Genomic DNA, 18936 nt, shown 5'->3' with positions numbered 1-18936 from the left:
GTGGGGATACGCACCCGCCGGTCGTCGAGGGTGAACGTGCCGTGGTACCAGCGCACCGGCATCAACGCCCGCCGCCGCCTGGGAGAACGTGCCGACAGGTCGCCGGCCTGGCGGCGTTTCGCCGCCGCGAACCACGCGTCGGAGAACCGGCGCAACACCGACCGCGCCCCGGTCGAGTCCAACTCGGCGAACGTGCCCGGACCCGACGTCGCCAACTCGCGACACAACTCCTGGTAGCCCGCCAGGGGCGTGTCCTGTCGGCGGCGCCGCCACGTGTTGACCTCCAGCACGCATGCCCACACGTCACCGGCCGAACGCAACAACCCGAAACACCGCCGCCGCTGCCCCGAAGTCACCCGTAGCGCGACACGAGCGGTGCGATACACCACCCGCGGCGCAGCGGGATCCCGACGACGAGGCACAACCAGGACCCAACACCACCGGTACGACAATTTTTACCGCCGACGAACCCGGTGAACGTTTGTGGCCACCGCACTAGCCGGCTGCTCTACCACTGAGCTACCACGGATCTCCGCACGTCCCGGTCGGCTGGGCTCGAACCAGCGTCCACCCGGTTAAGAGCCGGGCGCTCTACCACTGAGCTACGACGGGCCGCCGACGATGTTCTCCGATCACTGCGGGCCCTGTCCACCGCGTTCCGGCAACGCGCTGGTCACGACGCCAGCGGGTACCTGGCGCTGTTCCCGGCCGGCCTTGGCCGGCTTGCCGGAGAACACGCCGTCGGAGCGCAGCACGGATGCCCAGACCGGGTCGGCGACCGACACGCCGTGCACCAGTTCCGGCGTCGGCCGGAACACGCCGATGTCGCCCACCGACCGCGGCCCCACCCAGCCTGATCTGGCGGGGTCGACACCGGCGTCCGCGCACGCCGCTTCCACGTCCCGGCGGGTGCAGGCTGCCGCCCCGTCGAGGACGTCCCAGGGCAGCGGCAGCCGCGTCCACACGCCCACGTCGGGGTGCGGTCCGCCGCCGGTGGAGCGGTGCCACGCGGCGAGGTCGGCGGCGATCAGCATCATCGCCTTGCCAGGGCAGGACACCTCCAGCAAGCCGATGCTGCCCGACGCTTCCAGCGTGTTGATCCAGGCCGCGCGGGCGGTGTTGTAGGCGCCGCACAGCAGATTCCACGTGGACGAGTCGTTGCCCCGACGGACGATCATGGTGGCGCGGTCGAACTCGCTGGCCGCCCACACCCGCTTGAGTAGACCCGCGACCTGCCGCATCGTCGCCCACCACCGGCCCAGCAGCTCACCCCGCCGCGCCTCGGACAGCCGCGCGAGCACCTCCGGGCTCGGCCAGACCTGCGCGACCATCCACCAGTCGGTGCCCGGACTGTCGACGCAGCGGCGGAACAGCAGATCAGCGATCTCGTCGTAGGGGTTCTCCCGGCCGGACAGGGTGAACTCCCGCCGCAGCTTGCGCTTTGCCGTGAGGTAGGCGACGAAGCATCCCGCCCAGGGGTCGGCGACGAACGCGTCCCGGTCGATGTCCGCCGCGAACCCGGCACGCGCGATCATCGTCAGCTGCCGCTTGCTCCACTCCGTCTCCAGCCGCCCTGCCTTCGCCGCCACCCGCTGGGTCACCCGGAAACGCCGGTTGTACTGCCGCTTCGAGATCTCGATCCCCGCCGAGGCCCGCGCCTCCCGGTTCAACCGGTCCCGCAGGAAGTCCAACCTCCGCGCATCGATGGCGCCGAGGGAGTCGCTGAGCTGGACGCTGAAGTCCAGCAGCGAGGCCGGGTCGTCCGCGTCGACATCGACACCAGGCAGTTCGAACAGCCGCAGTGCGGCGTCGACCTGTCGTCCGCCGCCAACGGGACGGGCGAAGTCGGCCGACATCGAACTCCAGCCGTTCCACCGGGACGCGGCCCGGGCCACCCGGCCCAACACCATCCGCTCGCGCGGTCCCAGCCGGCTGCCGACGGCCCGCCACACCAGAAGCGCGACCTCCTCCGGCCGGCGCCGCTCGTCCAGCGACCCGTGCAGCGCGGCCAGCGCTTCGTCAGCGGACATCTCGGCAACAGACATGGCCGCGATCCTGGCAGCGGCCGACACGTGCGGCAATCGCATTCGTACGACCGCCGAAGCTGGCGGAATCGGGGTGTCCCCGACCCGGCCGGCCCGCTACGCTGCGTGCATGACCAGCGCGACCGCTCAGTGCACCGGAACGTCGTATGACGTCCAGGTCGGTGCGGAGCGACGCCGGCGATCCGTCGCCCGCCCGCGCTGACCTGTTCCCGGCGACCGGCGGATCGAGCCGCCGGCCATCGCCGATCGTCCTCGGTCTGCCCGCATCTCCCCGTCCAACGGCCCGCGTGACAGCGCGGGTCCGAGCGAGATCGGCGTACCAATGGATCTTGAAAGGCTGCTCTCCGACCGGCTGGCACCGGCGTTCGCGACTGTGGCCGGCACCGCGGTCGACCCGACGGTGCGGCGTTCGCTGCGCGCGGACTTCCAGTCCGACGCGGCGCTGGCGCTGGCCCGGCGGCTCGGCCGCTCGCCGCGCGACCTCGCCGCCGAGGTGCTGGAGCACGCGGCGCTCGACGACGTCTGCGCGTCGGCGGAGGTCTCCGGGCCGGGCTTCCTCAACCTGACCGTGGCCGACCGGGCGCTGGCCGACCTGGTTTCCCGGCTGGCCGGCGACGACCGGCTCGGCGTGCCGCCGGCGGCGGCGCCGGAGACCGTGGTGGTCGACTACTCGGCGCCGAACGTGGCCAAGGAGATGCACGTCGGACACCTGCGGTCCACCGTCATCGGCGACGCGGCGGTACGGCTGCTGGGCTGGCTCGGGCACCGCGTGGTGCGGGTCAACCACCTGGGCGACTGGGGCACGCCGTTCGGGATGCTGATCGAGCACCTGACCGACCTCGGCGAGGTCGAGGCCGCGCACGGGTTGTCGGTGGGGGACCTGGACTCGTTCTACAAGGCGGCCCGGGCGAAGTTCGACGCCGACGAGGCGTTCCGCGAACGGTCCCGGCGGCGGGTGGTCGCGTTGCAGGGCGGCGACGAGTCGACCCGGCGCCTGTGGCGACTGCTGGTGGAGCAGTCGGAGCGGTACTTCCTGTCCGTGTACGACCTGCTCGACGTGACGCTGACCGAGAACGACTTCCGGGGCGAGAGCGCGTACAACGAGCTGCTCGCCGACGTCGTCGACGACCTGGACCGGCTGGGGCTGCTGGTGCCCAGTGGCGGGGCGGACTGCGCCTTTCCGTCCGGGTTCACCGGCCGGGACGGTGAGCCACTGCCGCTGATCGTGCGCAAGAGCGACGGCGGCTATGGCTACCCGGCCACCGACCTGGCCGCGCTGCGGCAGCGCACCGGGGAGCTGGCCGCGACCCGGTTGCTGTACGTCGTCGGGCTGCCCCAGCAGCAGCACTTCGCGATGGTCTTCGCCGTCGCCGGGGCGGCCGGTTGGCTGCGCCCGCCCGCCCGGGCCGAGCATCTCGGCTTCGGCTCGATCCTCGGCGCCGACGGGCGGATGCTGCGCAGCCGGACGGGCGAGTCGGTGAAGTTGGTCGGCCTGCTCGAAGAGGCGGTGGCTCGCGCCACCGACCTGGCCCGGGCCAAGAACCCCGACCTGGACGCCGCGGCCGCCGCCGAGATCGGCCGGGCCGTCGGCATCGGCGCGATCAAGTACGCCGACTTGTCCACCGACCGCAGGAGGGACTACGTCCTGGACTGGGAGCGGATGCTGTCGCTCGACGGCAACACCGCGCCCTACCTCCAGTACGCGCACTCCCGCATCCGGTCGGTGTTCCGGCGGGCCGGGACGGCCCCGCGGCCCGGCGCGCCAGTCGTGCTCGCCGAGCCGTCGGAGCGGGCGTTGGCGATCGAGCTGCTCGGCTTCGCTGGGGTCGTCGGCAAGGTGGAGCGGAGCCTGGAGTTCCACCACCTCGCCAGCCACCTGCACCGGCTCGCCACCGCGTTCAGCGCGTTCTACGAACGCTGCCCGGTGTTGCGCGCCCCCGACGAGCTGCGGCAGAGCCGGCTGCTGTTGGCCGACCTGACCGCCCGGACCCTGCGGCAGGGGCTGCACCTGCTCGGCATCCGAACCCTCGAACGGATGTGACCCCACGGCGTGGTCACGGACCAGCAGCGAGGTAGCGGGGGAGCGGGTGGCCACCGTAGGTTATGGGCTCCGGACAGTGAGGGGTGTGGATGCGGACCATCGACTGGCGGGACGGTCTGATCATCGCGATCGACCAGACCCGGCTGCCGCACGAGGTCAAGTTCCTGGAGATCGGGACCGTCGAGGAGTTGATCGCGGCGATCCGGTCGTTGGCGATCCGGGGCGCACCCGCGATCGGTGTCGCCGGGGCGCTCGGCGTGGCCCTCGCCGCCCGGCTGTATCCCGACGACCCGGCGGAGCTGCGACGGGCCGTCGACGCGATCCGGGCCGCCCGCCCCACCGCCGTGAACCTCGCCTGGGGCGTCGACCGGGTCCGCATCCGGCTCGAGGCCGAGGGCGCGGAGGCGGCCCTCGCCGAGGCCCTGACCGTGCTGGAGGAGGACGTCCGCTGCTGTCGTGCGCTCAGCGAGCGGGGTGCCCGCTGGCTGGTCGAGACGGTGGGGCCGCAGGTGGCGGTGCAGACCCACTGCAACGCCGGGGCCCTGGCCACCGTCGAGTGGGGCACCGCGCTGGGCGTGGTCCGTTCCCTCCAGGAGCACGGGGCGCTGACCCACGTGTACGCCTCGGAGACCCGCCCGCTGCTGCAGGGCGCGCGACTGACCGTCTGGGAGCTGGCCCAGATCGGCGCGCCGCACACCCTGGTGGTGGACTCGGCCGCCGCGTCGGTGCTGGCCCAGGGCCTGGTCGACGCGGTCGTGGTCGGCGCGGACCGGATCACCGCCAACGGCGACGTGATCAACAAGGTGGGCACCTACCCGCTGGCCCTGGCGGCGGCCCGCGCCGGGGTGCCGATGGTGGTCGCCGCCCCGGAGTCGACCGTCGACCTGGCCACCCCGACCGGCCGGGACGTCCACATCGAGGTACGCGCCCCCGAGGAGATCACCGCCCTCGGTGCGGCGGACCTGGCGCCGAAGGGCACCGGTACGCTCAACTACGCCTTCGACGTGACCCCGGCGGACCTGGTCACCGCCATCGTCACCGAGCGTCGGGTCATCCTGCCGGCCGCCGGCGGCCGCCCCGACGACCCCACCGCCCGGGCCTGACCAACCCCGACCCCTCCCGCGAGGAGCCGCCCCCCATGCTCGACCGCTGGTCCGCCGCCGACGCCCCGGACGCCTCCGATCCGATCGCGCGACTCGTGTACGCGTCCCGGCTGCTCGGTGCCGACACCGACCTGGTGCTGCACGGCGGGGGGAACACCTCGGTCAAGACGACGGTCGCCGACCTCACCGGGGAGCCGGTGGAGGTGCTCCACGTCAAGGGCAGCGGCTCCGACCTGGCGACCATGGACGCGTCCGGCTTCACCGCGCTGCGGCTGGACCGGCTGCGGGCGCTGCTGCGGCTGGAGCGGCTCGCCGACAGCGACATGATGAACGAGCTGCGCTGCGCCCGCCTCGACGCGACCGCGCCGGACCCGAGCGTCGAGACGCTGCTGCACGCGCTGCTGCCGTACCCGGCCGTGCTGCACAGCCACGCCGACGCGCTGCTCGCCCTGACCAACCAGCCGAAGGGTGACCGGCTGGTCGAGGAGGTCTACGGCGACAGCGTCGTCGTGGTCCCGTACGTCATGCCCGGTTTCGACCTGGCCCGGCTCTGCGCGGAGCTGTACCCGGCGCGCGCCCACGCCGGCACGGTCGGCGTGGTCCTGCTCAACCACGGGCTGTTCACCTTCGGCGCGGACGCCGAGGAGGCGTACCGCCGGCACATCGAGCTGGTCACCCTGGCGGAGGAACGGATGGCCCTGCCGCGGCCCCGGGTCGCGCCCGCCACGCCCCGTCCGGTCGACCGGCTGCGCCTGGCCCGGCTGCGTCACGAGGTCTCCACCGCGGCGGGCGCCCCGATGCTGCTCAGCCGCTACGAGGACCCGGCCGTGCGGGCGTTCCTCGACCGGCCCGACCTGGCGGCGGTCGCCACCCGCGGCCCGGTCACCCCGGACCACGTGCTGCGCACCAAGCGGATCCCGCTGGTCGGCACCGACGTGGCCGGTTACGCCGACGACTACCGCCGGTACGTCGAGCAGAATCGCTCCCGGGCCCGGACGGCGCTGACCACGCTCGACCCCGCGCCCCGGGTAATCCTCGATCCGGAGCTGGGGATGCTCACCGCCGGCCGCCGGGCGGCCGAGACCATGATGGCCCAAGACATCTACCGGCACACCGTCGACGTGATCGAGGCGGCCGAGGCCGTCGGCGGCTACCAGGCCCTGTCGGCGCAGGACATCTTCGACCTCGAGTACTGGGAGCTGGAGCAGGCGAAGCTGCGGCGGGGCGGCCCGGTGCCGGAGTTCGCCGGCGAGGTGGCCGTGGTGACCGGGGCTGCCTCGGGCATCGGCCGGGCCTGCGCCGAGGCGCTCCTGGCCCGGGGGGCGTGCGTGGTGGGCCTGGACCGGGACCCGTCGGTCGCCGCGTCGGACGGCCCGGCCCGGCTCGGCCTGACCGTCGACGTCACCGACTCCGCGGCCGTCGAAGCCGCCCTCGACACGGCGGTGGACCGGTTCGGCGGAGTCGACATCGTCGTCGCGGCCGCCGGGATCTTCCCGGCCAGCCGGGAGATCGCCGGGCTGGACCCGGCCGACTGGCAACGCACGATGGCGGTCAACGCGGAGTCGGTCGCGTACCTGTTCTCCCGGACCCACCCGCTGCTGGCGCTCGCGCCCCGGGGCGGGCGGGTCGTCGTGGTCGCCTCGCGCAACGCCCTGGCCCCCGGGCCCGGCGCCGTCGCCTACTCCGCATCGAAGGCGGCGGTGACGCAGGTGGCCCGGGTGGCGGCGCTGGAGTGGGCGACCGACGGCATCCGGGTGAACGTGCTGCATCCCGACGCGGTCTTCGACACCGGGCTGTGGAGTGCGGAGTTGCTGGAGGCTCGGGCCCGGCGCTACGGGTTGACCGTGGCGGAGTACACGCGCCGGAACCTGCTCCGTACGGAGATCACCAGCGCCCGGGTCGGCGACCTGGCCGCCACGCTCTGCGGGGAGACGTTCGCGGCCACCACGGGCGCGCAGATCACCGTGGACGGGGGGAACGAGCGGGTGATCTGAGGCGCTGACGCCTCGGCCCGCGGCGGCATCAGGTCCGCTCGGTGACCTGGCCTGCTCGGGCGCGGTGTGCGTGGCTTCGGTGCGGGCTCTGGTGACCGGGGTGTGACGAAGGTCCCGTCGAGCGGGAATCCGCCGTGCTGCCACAGATCGGGCCCCGACGTCGAGTTCGCCGAGAGCGTCTCGTTCGCGATGCTGACCGTGCGGGAGACCCTGGGCCCCACCGGGCGGGCGGTGTTCGTGCTGCGCGAGGTGTTCGAGCCGCCGTACGACGAGATCGCGGAGGCGGTCGGCAGGACGCCGGCGGCGGTGCGGCAGTTCGCACACCGCGCCCGGGAGCAGTGGCCGCGCGACCGGCCGCGGGTGCGGGTGAGCCGGGCCGGGCAGGAGGCCGTCGTGGAGGCGTTCGTGGCGACCGTGCGCGGTGGCGACGTGCAGGGCTGCTGGACGTGCTCGCGCCGGACGTCGTCCAACGAGGTCCGACCTCATCCGTTCGGATTACCTGGGATTGACTGTTCGGTGGCGGCGGCGTCATCCTTATGGCAGACTCCTGGCGGGTTGTTTGACACGTATGTGTCACGCGGCGAGGGGATTGAGAGGCGCGGGCGCCAGCCGGTGTAGGACGGCCGGAGCCCGCGCCTCTCTTCACCGGTTGGGCGCGGTCGGAGGGGTCGGGCCCTGTTCGGGCTCGCCGTACCGCTGGTGGCGTTCGACGCCCCAATGGATTCGCCGCCGCGAGCAGGCCCGCCTCGGCCGGGCCGGGACGTCGCCTCGAAGGCGGGTGTCGTCCGTTCGCGTGTCGGAGCGTGTCGATGCGTTCACTGTTGGCACAATCGGCGTCGTCGGGAAGAGCAGTCCCCGGAGGTGCGTGTGGTGCGGGTTCGCGGCCGATTCGCCCGGACGATGCTGCGTGGGGCGCTGGTGGTCGGTGGCGTCCTCGGAGCCTGGGGCGTGGCCGAGGCGGCAGCGGAAGAGCCTGCCTACGCTGTCGGATCGCCTCGCCTGTGTACGTTGGGCGACCTGCTGGACGGCGCCGGGGCCGTCGTGGACGGATCGCTGTCCTGCGCGGCTTCGTCGTCCGCCGACCGTGGATCCCCGGCCGTCGCCGGTGTGGGCGTCGGCCCGGCGGGGCCGGGGAAGCCGCGATGGGCGAGCTGGAGGCCGGGCACGACGTCGCAGACCGGCAGGATCGCGCCGCCGGCACACCCGGAGGTGGGGATCTCCGTACGGGTGCCCAGTGGTGTGCGGCTCGCGAAGGTGCGGGCACCAATGCGCCGGGCGGTGGACGCGATCCCGTCCGACGGAGTGGACTCAGTCGCCGAGGTGGCCGAACCGGTGACGCGTCGGGTCGTGGGCGATGCCCCGCCCGTCGTGCGGGAGGCCGCCGAGGCCGGCCTGCTGGAGCCGGTCGGCGCGGTCCTCCGTCCGGTGGTCGAGCCGGTCGGCGCCGTCGTTCGTCCGCTGGCCGAGCCGGTCGGCGCGGTCGTTCGTCCGGTGGTCGAGCCGGTCGTCGAGGCCCTGGCACCCGACCTGGCGCCGGTGATCGAGCTGACCCGGCCGATCATCGGCCCACCCGCTGCGCCCCCGCCTCCGGCCGGCGATCCGGCGGACGTCGGGCCTGCGCCGGCCGAAGACGTGCCGGCCGTCACGGCGCCCGCCACCGACGAGGGCCCGCTGCCCGTGCCGCCGATGAATCGCGGCGTCACGCCACGCATCCCGGGCAGCATGGCAACCACGTCACCCGCGACGCCGGGGGAGTCGACGTCCGCCGGTGCGCCGGGCGCCGGCGCAACCGAGGCGAACCACCCGATGCGGCAGTCCCCGCCGGCCCACACTCCCGGTGTCACGCCGGCCGCGTCCGGCAACTCGGCCGGCACCAGCTCCGCCGGCGGGTGGACCGCCGCCGTCGACACCTCGCTGGGTTCGTGGACCCCGGACCGGGAGTCCCAGGGCTGGTGCGCGACCAGCTGCGAGGAACTCGCGGACCGGCCGCGCCAGCCCGATACCCGACCCGCCTGAGCCCTCCCGCCCGGCCCTCGGACGCATCGTCGCCGTCACCAGCGGAAGTCATCGGAGGCGCAACAAACCTCAAGGGACGGCGTACGGGTAGCGGCTCGCATGTCGGCAACCCTTCGTGCAGTGGTGGTCGCTGTCGCGATGACGATCCGTACCGCTGGCGGCGCCGGCATCACCACGATCGCCTGGACGGTCCGCTGACGGGTCGCCGCTGTGGCCACCGGACTCGGGGCGGGCGAACGACCAGATGCCGTGCCCGCACGACGAGGGCCGTGGGCTCGCGTCCGGGCCGGGAGCGCTGCCCTGCCTCGACGCGGCGCCTCCCGTCCTGATCGAGCTGCCTGGACTCCCGGCGCCGTTGTCGGCCTGATCGACCAAGTCCATCTGCCCCGCGGCTACTTCGTCTGTCGAGCAGCCGTACCTGCGAAGAGGAGAAGCTGTGAAGGAAACCCTGCCGCTCGGACGTGCCCGGTGGTGCGACATCGGCGAGGTCGTGCACCTCGTCGCCGATGCCCTCGCCACCAGCGCCGTCGGGGCATGGCTCGTACCCGACGAGTGCCGTAGGCACGACGTGCTCCGCGCCGTCACCCGGATCTGGACCGAGCACGCGCTCCTCTTCGGCGAGGCATACCTCCTCGACGACCACTCCGCCGCCGCGGTCTGGTTCCACCGGTACGGCCGGATCCCGCCACCGACCGGATACGGCGAGCGGCTCGCCGTCGCCTGCGGCGACCACCTCGATCGTTTCCTCTGCCTCGACGGCGTCCTGGCCGCCCATCGGCCCACCGGCCCCCACAACCACCTGGCGTTCTTCGCTGCCACGCCGGACCGGCGAGGCGCCAACCGCGCCGGCGCCCTGCTCACCACGAGCCACGCCCGGATGGACCACGCCTCGCTGCCCGCCTACACCGAGGCGACCACCCTCAACGAGCGTGACCTCTACACCCGGCACGGCTATGTCGCCCATGAGCCCTTCACGCTCCCCGACGGGAGCACCGCCTACCCGATGTGGCGCAGCCCAGGAGCGGACAGGACGCCGTCACCGCTCACCCGACGCGGAGCTGTCGGCCGCTGACCCCTCCCCACGCACCGCCGTGCCTGTCCGCCTTCCGCTCGCCTGCACCTCAGGAGGGATCAATCCGGTGTCGACACCAACTACGACAGGATCGCTTGGAGTGGGGCGCTGAGGTGCCGGCAGACCAAATTTCTCGTACGCGCCGTCTGAACGACCTCCCGATCCGGGTGATCCTCGACGCCTCGGCGATCCTCGCGTTCGCCGAGGAGTCGATCGACGTGGGCGAGGTGATCGCCGAGGTGGCCGACGAGGGGTGCATGTTCGGGCTGCCGGTGGCGTGCCTTGCCGAGGCGTTTCGGCTGGCCGACGCGGACCGTCTCGACATGGTCGTCAACCACCCGGCCGCCGCGGTGCTGACGGTCGACCCCCTCAACTGGCGGGCGTGCGCCATGACTCACCTCATGCTGGGGCGCTTCGACGCCGCGAGCGCTCTGCTCGCCGCCGTCGACAACGAGTGCCACCTGCTCACCGGACAGCCCGGCCTGTACGCGGCTCTCGCCGACGGGGGGCCGATCATCCCGCTTCAGGTGAGAAGACGGCCAACTGGTTGGCAGCACGGCTCGCCCGACTGGAGCGAGTGCCAGGTGCCATTTCTCGAAGAATCGTGATGACCCATCCCACCGTCCCCGTGCTCGACCGCGGTGGCGGTGACGACGAGCGGGGCGCGCCGAGCCCATGGTCGACACCGTCGACGCCCGCGCGACGGGGTCGGTCGGACGCAGCACCGGGCTCGCGGCCTGCCACCCTCGCCGGCAGCGAACGGCTGACTGTCGCGGTGGTCACCGAAGCTCGCGGGCGTAGCAGACCGACAGCGGCTCACCTGCGTACGGGCCGAAGTTGTCGATGCGGTGGTAGCCCTCCCGCTCGTAGAAGCGCATCGCGTCCGGCTGGGCTGTGCCGGTCTCCAGCAGCAGCTTCGTCATGCCACGGCGGCGCGCCTCGTGCTCCAGGGCGCGCAGGATCGCCACCGCCACCCCCGTGCCGCGGACCGCCGGCTCGACGTACATCCGCTTGATCTCCGCCGAGTCCGGGCCCAGCAGCCGCAGCCCGCCGCATCCCACCGCCGCGCCGTGCGCGTCGCGGGCGACGAGGAACACGCCCACGTCGTGAGCGGTGGGTGGGACCCCCGGCTCGTGGTCGTCGTTGCCGTACCGGGCATCCAGCTCGGCGCGTTGCGCGGCGCGCAGCCGCACCCCGTCGACGCCGTCCCATGACTCCGACTTCACCGTGACGCGCACACCCACACCCTCCACGATCCATAACAAGCGTTCCGGTAACGGATGCTACGCTATCGGCGGGCGGCGGCGAAGGAGCGGGGATGGCCAGACGACGTGATCTTGAGGGTCACCAGGAACGGTTGTCGACCGCCACCTGGTCCGTGCTCGCCGAACACGGGCTGGCGGGGTTGACCCTTCGTGCGGTGGCCGAGCGTGCCGGATGCAGCACGGGGCTGGTGCTGCACACGTTCCCCGACAAGCAGGCCCTGCTCGTCCACGCCCGAACCCTGCTGCACGAACGCACCGCGGCACGCGCCGACGCGGCCCAGGCATCCGGCCTCGAACCCCTGGACGCGCTGCGTGCCGTGCTGATGCAGGCGGCGTCCGGCAGCGACGACAAACGCGAGGAGGCCCGGGTGTGGGTGGGCTTCCTGGCCGCCGCGCTCGCCGACCCCGAACTCGCCAGGTTGCACCAGGCCCACAACCGCGCGTTCCTGCGCCGGATCCAGCACCTCCTGGCCGCCTGCCGTCCCGGCTGGAGCGAGGACCAGACCGTGGGAAGCGCCAAGGCCCTGGTCTCGCTCGTGGAAGGGCTCAACGCCCTGGCGGCCGTCGACCCGGACACGTACTCCGCCGCCGCACAGCAGGAAGCCATCGAGGCCGCGCTGCGGCAGATCCGTGCCGAATGACGATCACCACCGCACGGCACCCCGGCCTCATCGGTCGGTGCCGGACCAGCCCCGTGGCGCATCCAGGTGGCTCGAGCTACTGCTGACAGGACGTGCGGGCCCGGGGCGGCGAGCTCGCCGTCCCGGGGTGGCCGTGCCGGGGCACGATCCCGCCTGATCGGTCAACGGCCAGCCGACGAGGGAACCGACCGGCTGGAGCCAGGCTCCAGCCGGTCGGTCCGGTCCACCGTCGTCACTGGACGATGGACGCCTCCAGGTGGAACGGGTTGCTGCCCAGCGGGCTGGTGCGCCGGGACTCGACCACGAACTCCCATACCCCGGGCTCAGGGTCGACGTAGGTGCGGCGCAGCGGGTCGCATCCGTTGCCGTCGAGGTAGTTCGCGTAGCAGTAGATCGTGCCGGCGGCCGAGTCCTCGCCGTTGACTCCCTGCGGGCTGAACGCCCACCAGCGGGTCTGGCTGCCCTCGGCGAGGCGGGACAGGTCGACCGTCATGGACTTGGTGCCGGCGGGAACCGCCACCGAGTAGTGGACGGTGCCGTTACGGGACACCGTTCCGTCGGCCGACCAGGTCGTACCGACCGTGAGCGGCGCGGCGGCCTCGATCACGAGCATGGCGTGCTGCTCGACGGCCTTGGTCCGGGCGCTGTCGACGACCAGCATGGCGCCGTGGGTGCCCTGGGTGCGCGGAGTAGCGGTCACCTGGATCGTGGCGGGGACGTCCTTCGTCAGGGCGACGGTCTTCGGCGTGGCGAAGGTGCCGTCGTCGCCGACGAGCCGCAGCTGGTACTCCACCGGGCCGGCAGGGCCACTGGTCCGGGTCAGGGTGACCGCGTAGTCGCGGGACTCGCCGACGCGCTGGCCGCCGCTGCCCGGCGCGCAGTCGTTGAACAGGCCGCTGCCGCGGTGTGGCGTCCGCAACTGGCCGGACAGCACGGTGCAGACCGGGGCGGAGACAGTCACGTCGTCGCTGGCGACACCCCTGTCGTCCTTTCGCAGGTACCTCCAGGCCTCCTTGACGTTCATCTGGCCGCGGCCCTGTGCGATGACGTCCACGTTCCGGTGGAAGTCGGCCGAGGAGTAGATCGCCTTGCGAAGCTCGGCCGAGGTCACGCCGACCCCCGACTGCCGGGCGGCGGAGAGCAGCAGCGCGGCGGCACCGGCGGCCTGCGGGGACGCCATCGAGGTGCCGTTCATCATCGAGTAGCCCGGTGGCAGGGTGTAGCCGGTCTCGGCGACCGACGCGCTGGGGATCCAGTCCGGTGTCGGAGCGACGGCGGAGCCGGGAGCGGTGATGTCGGGCTTGAAGCCGCCGTCCTCGCGCGGACCCCGCGAGGAGAACGGCATGATGTCGTGGTCGACCGCGACCTTCGAGCCGTAGTTGACCCACCAGGTGTCCCGAGAGACCGACGCCCCGACGCTGACCACCTTGTCGGCGCCGGTCGGGTCGCCGACGGTGTTGGCGCCCGCACCCGAGTTCCCGGCCGAGATGAACATCTGCACACCGGTCTCGTCGATCAGCCGGTTGTAGAGCAGGGCTTGCGCGCTCTGGCCGTCGTTGAGGGCCGGACTGGAGCCGATGGACATGTTGACGACATCCACGCCGTGGGTCGTGGCCAGCTCGATCATGCCGTCGGTGAGGGCGGCGGTGGAGCAGCCGAGGGAGTGGCACGCCCGCATGGACACCAGCGTGGCACCGGGAGCCTGGCCGTCCATGGCGCCGCCGAACATGCCGTTGGCGGCGGCGATGCCGGCGACGTGGGTGCCGTGGCCCTCGTTGAGCGTGTTGATGTTCACCGCGTCGGTCCCGTTGGACGAGATGTCCAGCTCGAGGTCGACGGTGAAGGGAACCCGCTCGTTGACCTTGGTCGCCGGGTCGTCGGTGCCCAGGTAGCCGATCTGGCGGTTGGCCTTGAACGGCCGCATCAGCTCCTCGTCGGTGAAGTCACGGTCCTGGTCGGTGTCGACCCACACCGCCTGGTCGGACTCCCGGTAGAGCACGCCCACGTAGGTGCCGGCCAGGCTGGAGATCGAGATCTTCTTGACCGAGATGTGCAGGTCATCGTCGGCGGGGCCGGTCCACGTCTGCCTGAGCAGGGGATCGGTGAACGTCGGACCGGTGACCCGGTTCCCCGGCGTCATGCTGTACCAGGTGGGGTCGAACAGCAGGTCGATGAAGTTCCTCTGGGAGGTGGCGACGACCGTGTCGACGAGCTTGTGTTCGCCGGTCGTGGTGGTCGTGAGGGCCGGATGCGTCGGGTCGATCCCGGTGTCCATGACGCCGATGGTCACGCCGCGACCGTCGTACGTGGGATGCGTGGCCTTGAAGTCGACCGACTTCGTCTCGTTGGTCGGCAGGTAGGCGTTGTCGGCCGGGGTCGTCGCGGAGGGCGCCGACGGCTTGGCCCCGGAATCGGCGGCGGCGACCGTCGTGGCGGTGACCCCCAGGTCCGGACGGGTCTCTTCCAGCTTGAGCAGTTCGTCGACGTCCACCCTGACGACGTCGTCGAGGGCGACGACCTTTTCGACGTCGTCGAACGACACGTTGGCCTTGAGGTAGCCGACCCGGGACTCCGTCCTCGTGACGTCGGCGCCGAGCGCGACCAGCTCCCGCTCGGCCTGTTCGGTTCGGCCGTCCCGGACGGCGATCATCAGGGTGACGAAGTCGGGGGCCGGCCGGTCGGCGCCGGCCGGGGTGCTCCGCAGGAGGCGTTGGCGGGCGTACTGCGCGATGAGGGCCCGGTCGTGGCTGCCGAGCTTGTCGCCCGTACCGGTCGGCGGCTGCGCCTGGGCTGGCGCGGCAAGGATCGACAGGCCGCCGGCCGCGACGATGGCGGCGAGGGCCGCCGCGGTTCGCCGGTGCCGGTACGGGTACCCGGTTGTGTGACGTGGCATTGGCATCCTTGTGCTGTGAGGGGGACGGATGGAGGGATCCTGCCACCGGCACAGCCGTGTTGATCAGCCCTCGGAGCTGGCGGTTTTGTGCATTGGCGGGAATGCGACGCGGAGTCCCGGCAGACAGTCCGGGATGCCGGCGTCGCAACCGTTCCGCGTTAGATCCAGCGACGGCGGGCCGCCTGCCAGCCGAGCTGGATCCGGGTCTGTACCCCGGCGAGTACCAGTAGCCGCTGAACCCGCCGCTGGATGGTTCGCATGCTCACGCCCACCTGTGTGGCGATCGCCTGGTCGGTGTATCCGGCCAGGAGCAACGAGAGCAGCCGTCGGTCGTCGGGGGCCAGCGGGCCGTCCGCGGGCGTGGCCAGCGCGGTGGGCACCGGCACGGCGGACTCCCAGACCCTGCGGAAGACCCAGCAGAGGGCATCGACCAGTGCGGGGGTGTGGACGACCACTGCCTTCGCCGCCGCGCCGGGCGGGAGGTGGCGAAGGACGACCAGCACGACCTTTCCGTCGAAGATGCTTCCCTTGAAGGGCACCTCGATCGCCACCCGCATCTCCTCACCCAGCGCCGCCCACTCTTCGAGCAGCAGCGGGGTCGGTTGACCGTCCCCCTCCAGCGTCGTCCGTTCGTAGACGACCCGGTAGCGCACACCGGCACGCAGCGCGTCGTGTTCGCCGGAGTTGGCGGTGGGCGGCACTGCGATGACGGGTGCCGCCACCAGAGACTGGATCTCCCGGCGGGCGTTCCGCTGCAACTGACCGTAGCGTTCGGCGATCGCCGTCGCGCCCTCGACCACCTCGATCGGTTCGGTCCAGCCACCCGGTACGCCGCTCTGCTGATACCGCTGCGACAGCTGTGCGATGGCCAGTTGCGCCTTGTGGAGGTCGTCCAGGCGTTGCAGCGCCATCAGCTTCAGGGTGATGTCCGGCGGCGCGGCGTGCAGGCGGTGCTGCTGCTCGGGATGCACCACCACCAGACCCCTGCGCTCCAACTGGGCGAGGGCCTGTTCGACATCCGGTTCGGGCAGCCCGGTCCGGTCGACCAACTCGTGTTCGTCCGTGGCCGGCCCGGCGACGAGTTCCGCGTAGATCTGCTCCTCGTGAGGGCCGATCCCGATGCTCTCGAGCATGTCAGCGGAGGACCCAGACGGTAGGTGCGCGCACGGCAACCCCCTGTTGTTCCCCGGTGGCGGGTCGACCGACTCCCGTCGTGAGCTGTGGTTGGAGACTCGTACAGCGGGCGGGCGGTGTCAAGCAATTGGCTGACCTTGGTCTCGCCAGGGGCGCCACGGTCGCCGAACGCTATGCCGGAGCGGTGGCGTCGCACCGCAGGCGGGCGACGTGGTCGACCAGGGCGGCCCGCAGACCGTCGTGGTCCCGAAGGTCAGCCCCGAAGATCTCCCAGACGTCCAGGAAGGAGCCGACCAGGCGGTGCGGGTCGGTACCGCCGGCCGCCACCGCGGCGCGCAGCCGGTCGGCCAACGGGTCCGCCAACGGCACCGCCCTGTCGCAGGCGTCGGCGACGTACGTCATCCACGCGGCGATCGCCAGCGCGGCATGGCGGGGCACCACACCGGCGGCGAGGCGGTCCCGGACGGTGTCCAACAGCCGGACCGGCAGCTTCTGGGACCCGTCCATGGCCACCTGGGCGGTGCGGTGCCGCAGCGCCGGGTTGGCGAAGCGGGTGAGGACCTCGCGTCGGTACCGGTCCAGATCCAGTCCCCGCGGGACGCGCAGCGTGGGTGCGACGTCCTCGGCCATCAGCGCGTCGGCGGCCGCGGCGAGGTCGTCGTCGGCGAGCGCCTGCGCGATCGTCTCTTGTCCGCGCAGCGCGCCCAGATAGGCCAGCAGGGAGTGGGTGCCGTTGAGCATGCGCAGCTTGACGGCCTCCCAGGCGGCGACGTCATCGGTGAGCACCGCTCCGGCCAGTTCCCAGGCCGGTCGGTCGGCCGCGAAGTCGTCCTCGATCACCCACTGCTGGAAGGGCTCGGTGACCACGAGGCCCTCGTCGCGCAGGCCCAGGATCGTCGCGGCCTCGGCACGGTCCCGGGGGGTGGTGGCCGGGACGATCCGGTCGACCACGCAGGACGGAAAACGTGCCGCCCCGGCGATCCAGTCGGCGAGCGCGTGGCCCTCGGCCGACGGCAGCGCGGCCAGGAAGTCGTGCACCAGGTGGCGCAGGACCTTGCCGTTGCCGACCAGGTTGTCGCAGGACAGGATCGTGACCGGACCGGCGTCGAGTGCCCGCCGTCGGCGCAGCCCGCGGACGAGTTGACCGACGGCGGTACGGGGCGGGCGGCCCCGCAGGTCGGCGACGACCTCCGGATCCGTCAGGTCCAACCGGCCGTCGCCACCTCGCCGGTAGCCCTTCTCGGTGACCGTGAGGGTGATCAGCCGGACGGCGGGATCGGCGAGCCGGTCGACGACCGCCGCCGGATCGTGCGGCCCGGCGAGGATCTCCCGGACGCTGCCGACCACCCGCAGGGGCGCGGCTGCCGGCCCGCGCTCCAACACCGAGTAGAGGCCGTCCTGCGCCGTCAACTGGTCGCGTACGACCGCGGAGCGTTGCGTCACCGCGGTGATTCCCCAGTCGTCGCGGTCGGCGGCGGCCGCCGCCAGCTCGGTGAAGGCCGCCTGGTGTGCCCGGTGGAAGGCACCGATGCCGAGGTGCACCATGCCGACCCGCACCGCGCGCGGATCCACCGCCGGCCCGATCCAGCCACCGCACCCCCGCGGCGCAGCGGCGAGACCGCCCAGCGACAGCCGCGGCCCCGACTCCGCCGTGGCGCTCACGACAGCCAGCGGTCGAGGTGCTCGGCGACGAAGTCGTCGTCGCGCAGTTGCGGGTACGCCCGCCACACCCGGTCGATCTCCGCGAGCTGACCCGGGCTGAGCGATTCCCGCTCGTCCAGGCACCACAGCCCGGCGAGCAGCCCCTGCCGGCGCAGCACCTCGTGGATGCCGGAGAGGCAGCCGTGGAACCTGCCGGCGACGTCGAAGATGGCGGCGTTGGCGTCGGTGAGGGCGAGTTCGGTGGCGAACGCCTCGCGTAGGGCGTCCGGGTCGCCGGCCTTCGCCCGCCGGGCGGTCCGGTGCAGGTGCACCGCGCGCTGCGTCCACACCGACCACTGACCGAGCAGCCCACCGACGAACTCGAGTTCCCGGGAGCCGTCGACGGGGTAGCGGGACAGCAGGTCGCCGACGATGTGGTCGTCGTTGCCGGTGTAGAGGGCGATTTCGGTGCTGCGCCCCGACGCGGCCACGCCGAGGATCACATCGAGCGACGCGTACCGGTCGAACGGGGCGACCTTGATGCCGATGACCGACGGCAGGTCCGCCAGGCTGGTCCAGAACGACCGGGACAGAACCCGGCCGCCGACGGCCGGTTGCAGGTAGAACCCGATCACCGGCAGCACCTCGCCCACCGCCGCCGCCCGCTGGACCAGTTCGTCCTCGGTGAGGTCGCCGGCGCCGTACGGGGCGAGCAGGATCGCGTGGTAGCCGAGTTCGGCGGCCAGCTCCGCCTCGGCGACGGCGTGCCCGGTCGGCCCGCAGGCGCCGGCGACGAGGATGGTGTCGCGGGTCTTGTACTCGGCGGCGGTGGTGGCGGCCAGTTCGAGGACGGGCCGGAGCAGGCCGTGGCGGGGCTCGTGGATGGCGAACTGGGTGGTGTGCACGGCGACGGCGACGCCGCCGGCGCCGGCCTCCAGGTAGTAGCGGGTGAGGGCGCGTTGGCGGCGCTCGTCGAGTTTGAGGTGGGCGTCCAGCGCCAGGGGGTGCGCGGGAATCACCGTGCCGGTACGGAAGAGTGTCAGCGGGTCGGTCGTCCTGGCCTGCACCGTCGTGGTCATCGGCACCTTTTC

General features: G+C 72.5%; 15 protein-coding genes and 1 tRNA gene. 8 read left to right on the top strand and 8 right to left on the bottom strand.

Going from position 1 to position 18936, the window contains the following annotated elements; all coding sequences use genetic code 11:
- The 3 genes from AB0G14_RS23705 to AB0G14_RS23695 form a co-directional block, all read right to left on the bottom strand.
- A partial coding sequence (locus AB0G14_RS23705) for a hypothetical protein (RefSeq protein ID WP_357700793.1) occupies positions 1 to 323 on the bottom strand: 323 nt, incomplete at its 3' end.
- A 216-nt stretch (positions 324 to 539) separates the two neighbouring features.
- Positions 540 to 612: transfer RNA gene (locus tag AB0G14_RS23700), tRNA-Lys, on the bottom strand.
- A 20-nt stretch (positions 613 to 632) separates the two neighbouring features.
- On the bottom strand, positions 633 to 2045 hold the full coding sequence (locus AB0G14_RS23695) for a hypothetical protein (protein ID WP_357700791.1): 1413 nt from the start codon (positions 2043 to 2045) through the stop codon (positions 633 to 635).
- A 322-nt stretch (positions 2046 to 2367) separates the two neighbouring features.
- Between AB0G14_RS23695 and argS the strand changes: the two genes are divergently transcribed.
- The 7 genes from argS (at position 2368) to AB0G14_RS23660 (ending at position 10879) form a co-directional block, all read left to right on the top strand.
- Positions 2368 to 4086, top strand: coding sequence for an arginine--tRNA ligase (gene argS / locus AB0G14_RS23690; protein WP_357700789.1), 1719 nt, complete (start codon positions 2368 to 2370; stop codon positions 4084 to 4086).
- 89 nt (positions 4087 to 4175) lie between these two features.
- On the top strand, positions 4176 to 5189 hold the full coding sequence (gene mtnA / locus AB0G14_RS23685) for an S-methyl-5-thioribose-1-phosphate isomerase (protein ID WP_357700787.1): 1014 nt from the start codon (positions 4176 to 4178) through the stop codon (positions 5187 to 5189).
- A 35-nt stretch (positions 5190 to 5224) separates the two neighbouring features.
- Entirely contained in the window at positions 5225 to 7183 is a 1959-nt protein-coding gene (locus AB0G14_RS23680) for a bifunctional aldolase/short-chain dehydrogenase (RefSeq protein ID WP_357700785.1), read from the top strand.
- A gap of 102 nt (positions 7184 to 7285) precedes the next feature.
- Entirely contained in the window at positions 7286 to 7801 is a 516-nt protein-coding gene (locus AB0G14_RS23675) for a sigma factor-like helix-turn-helix DNA-binding protein (RefSeq protein ID WP_357700783.1), read from the top strand.
- Positions 7802 to 8449: 648 nt separating this feature from the next.
- On the top strand, positions 8450 to 9199 hold the full coding sequence (locus AB0G14_RS23670; protein WP_357700781.1) for a hypothetical protein: 750 nt from the start codon (positions 8450 to 8452) through the stop codon (positions 9197 to 9199).
- Positions 9200 to 9635: 436 nt separating this feature from the next.
- Positions 9636 to 10271: a hypothetical protein gene (locus tag AB0G14_RS23665; RefSeq protein ID WP_357700779.1), complete on the top strand. Its 636-nt coding sequence runs from the start codon at positions 9636 to 9638 to the stop codon at positions 10269 to 10271.
- A 113-nt stretch (positions 10272 to 10384) separates the two neighbouring features.
- The gene (locus AB0G14_RS23660) at positions 10385 to 10879 is read left to right on the top strand and encodes a hypothetical protein (protein ID WP_357700777.1); all 495 of its coding nucleotides are present in this window, start codon (positions 10385 to 10387) and stop codon (positions 10877 to 10879) included.
- 171 nt (positions 10880 to 11050) lie between these two features.
- Here the strand turns inward: AB0G14_RS23660 and AB0G14_RS23655 are convergent, their stop codons facing one another.
- Positions 11051 to 11509, bottom strand: coding sequence for a GNAT family N-acetyltransferase (locus AB0G14_RS23655; protein ID WP_357700775.1), 459 nt, complete (start codon positions 11507 to 11509; stop codon positions 11051 to 11053).
- Positions 11510 to 11589: 80 nt separating this feature from the next.
- Between AB0G14_RS23655 and AB0G14_RS23650 the strand changes: the two genes are divergently transcribed.
- Entirely contained in the window at positions 11590 to 12177 is a 588-nt protein-coding gene (locus AB0G14_RS23650; protein WP_357700773.1) for a TetR family transcriptional regulator C-terminal domain-containing protein, read from the top strand.
- A 232-nt stretch (positions 12178 to 12409) separates the two neighbouring features.
- Here AB0G14_RS23650 and AB0G14_RS23645 read toward each other — a convergent pair whose 3' ends face one another.
- From AB0G14_RS23645 to AB0G14_RS23630, 4 genes are all read right to left on the bottom strand, one after another.
- Positions 12410 to 15070 (bottom strand): S8 family serine peptidase, encoded by a 2661-nt coding sequence (locus AB0G14_RS23645; RefSeq protein ID WP_357700771.1) that lies wholly within the window; start codon positions 15068 to 15070, stop codon positions 12410 to 12412.
- Positions 15071 to 15228: 158 nt separating this feature from the next.
- A complete protein-coding gene (locus tag AB0G14_RS23640) occupies positions 15229 to 16203 on the bottom strand; it encodes a helix-turn-helix domain-containing protein (protein ID WP_357700769.1) in 975 nt (324 codons plus the stop codon).
- A 172-nt stretch (positions 16204 to 16375) separates the two neighbouring features.
- Entirely contained in the window at positions 16376 to 17866 is a 1491-nt protein-coding gene (locus tag AB0G14_RS23635) for a mannitol dehydrogenase family protein (protein ID WP_357700767.1), read from the bottom strand.
- On the bottom strand, positions 17863 to 18924 hold the full coding sequence (locus AB0G14_RS23630) for a dihydrodipicolinate synthase family protein (protein ID WP_357700765.1): 1062 nt from the start codon (positions 18922 to 18924) through the stop codon (positions 17863 to 17865). Before AB0G14_RS23630 ends, AB0G14_RS23635 begins: the two co-directional genes overlap by 4 nt.
- Positions 18925 to 18936 lie beyond the last annotated feature (12 nt).

This window comes from Micromonospora sp. NPDC023814, assembly GCF_040639595.1.
In the GTDB taxonomy this organism is placed as follows: domain Bacteria; phylum Actinomycetota; class Actinomycetes; order Mycobacteriales; family Micromonosporaceae; genus Micromonospora.
The sequence above is the reverse complement of the archived record's forward strand: the minus strand, read 5'-3'. Positions and strand labels throughout refer to the sequence as shown.

Coding starts and splice junctions, on each gene's coding strand:
- AB0G14_RS23695 (WP_357700791.1), bottom strand. CDS start 2,045: ATGTCTGTTGCCGAGATGTCCGCTGACGAAGCGCTGGCCGCGCTGCAC.
- argS (WP_357700789.1), top strand. CDS start 2,368: ATGGATCTTGAAAGGCTGCTCTCCGACCGGCTGGCACCGGCGTTCGCG.
- mtnA (WP_357700787.1), top strand. CDS start 4,176: ATGCGGACCATCGACTGGCGGGACGGTCTGATCATCGCGATCGACCAG.
- AB0G14_RS23680 (WP_357700785.1), top strand. CDS start 5,225: ATGCTCGACCGCTGGTCCGCCGCCGACGCCCCGGACGCCTCCGATCCG.
- AB0G14_RS23670 (WP_357700781.1), top strand. CDS start 8,450: ATGCGCCGGGCGGTGGACGCGATCCCGTCCGACGGAGTGGACTCAGTC.
- AB0G14_RS23650 (WP_357700773.1), top strand. CDS start 11,590: ATGGCCAGACGACGTGATCTTGAGGGTCACCAGGAACGGTTGTCGACC.
- AB0G14_RS23645 (WP_357700771.1), bottom strand. CDS start 15,070: ATGCCACGTCACACAACCGGGTACCCGTACCGGCACCGGCGAACCGCG.
- AB0G14_RS23640 (WP_357700769.1), bottom strand. CDS start 16,203: ATGCTCGAGAGCATCGGGATCGGCCCTCACGAGGAGCAGATCTACGCG.
- AB0G14_RS23630 (WP_357700765.1), bottom strand. CDS start 18,924: ATGACCACGACGGTGCAGGCCAGGACGACCGACCCGCTGACACTCTTC.